Origin of the sequence: Streptomyces synnematoformans, from assembly GCF_039531005.1 — a bacterium.
In the GTDB taxonomy this organism is placed as follows: Bacteria; Actinomycetota; Actinomycetes; order Streptomycetales; family Streptomycetaceae; genus Streptomyces; species Streptomyces synnematoformans.
Map to the genome: position 1 here is coordinate 1 of NZ_BAAAPF010000648.1, position 1,451 is coordinate 1,451.

The following is a 1,451-nucleotide window of genomic DNA, read 5'->3' on the forward strand; positions in this document are numbered from 1 at the left end:
GGCCGGCGCCACGACGACGAACCCGTCGGCGGCGGCCAGCCACGGCCGCAGCTCCCGCACGGCGGGCGGCACCGGCGCGGCACCGGGCAGCACACCGGGGCACGGCTCCGGCAGGCAGGCCGCCGCGAGGTCGATGAGGTCCACCTCCAGGCAGGCCCGCCGCCCCGCGATCCAGGGGCCTCCTCCCGCTCGTTCGCGACGACGTGGACCACGTTCCGGCAGAGCGCTCCAGGTCTCCTTCGGATCCGCTTCCGGCCCGCTGCGGGTCGGCTTCCGGTACGGGCCTGAGCAGGGCACGAAGCGCCGCGCGGGGGTGTCGGCGGACTGGGTTACGGTGAACGGATGCGCTTCGGTGTGCTCGGTCCGCTGGCGGTGTGGACGGCCGACGGCCAGGCGGTCCGCGTGCCGGAGGTGAAGGTCCGCAGCCTCCTCGCCGACCTGCTCGTCCACGCCGGCCGCGCCGTGCCCGCCGACCGGCTCGTGGACGACCTGTGGGGCGACGCCCCGCCGGCGAACCCGGCCGGCGCCCTGCAGACCCGCGTCTCCCAGCTGCGCCGCGCGCTGGAGGACGCCGAGCCCGGCGCCCGCGCGCTCGTCGTCTCCCGCCCCCCGGGGTACCTGCTGGACGTCGCCCCCGAGGCCACCGACACCGGCCGCTTCGCGGCCCTGACCGCCGCGGCCCGCCGCGCCGACGGCCCCCGGGAGCGCGCGGCGCTGCTCGCGGACGCGCTCGCGCTGTGGCGGGGCGAGGTGCTGGCGGACTTCGCCGACGAGGAGTTCGCGCGGGCGGAGATCGCGCGGCTCGACGAGCTGCGCCTGACGGCCCTCGAAGAGCAGGCCGAGGCCCGGCTCGACCTGGGTGAACACGCGCTCCTCGCCGACGAGCTCGGCGACCTCGTCGCCCGCCACCCGCTGCGCGAGCGGCTGCGCGCCGCGCAGTTGCGCGCGCTGTACCGGGCGGGGCGGCAGAGCGAGGCGCTGGCGAGCTACGGGCAGCTGCGCGCGCAGCTCGCGGAGGAGCTGGGCCTGGACCCGGGACCGCAGCTGGTCGCGCTGCACCAGGCGATCCTGGAGCAGGACCCGGCGCTCGGCCCGCCGGAGCACCAGGCGGCGGTACGGGGCAACCTGCCGGCGGCGCACGGGGAGCTGATCGGCCGCGCCGAGGCGGTGGCCGCCGTACGGGAACTGCTGTCGGCGGGCCGGCTGGTGACGCTGACCGGCCCGGGCGGGGTGGGCAAGACCCGGCTGGCGCTGGAGACGGCCCGGGGGCTGCCGGGGTCGTTCCCGGACGGGGTGTGGCTGGTGGAGCTGTCGGCGCTGACGCCGCCGCGGCCCGGTACGGCGGACCCGGACGGCGCCCCGGACGGGAGCCGGGGCGGCGGCCGCGCGCCCGACGCCGACAAGGCGGCGGAGGTGGTGGCCGCGGCCCTCGGCGTACGGGCCGAGACGGC

The 1,451-nt window shown here is 79.0% G+C and carries 1 protein-coding gene; it reads left to right on the forward strand.

The features are described 5' to 3' along the window. Window positions 1-342: 342 nt before the first annotated feature. Window positions 343-1,451, forward strand: a 1,109-nt coding sequence (locus tag ABD317_RS36855; RefSeq protein ID WP_344296419.1) for an AfsR/SARP family transcriptional regulator, incomplete at its 3' end; no start/stop codon positions are given.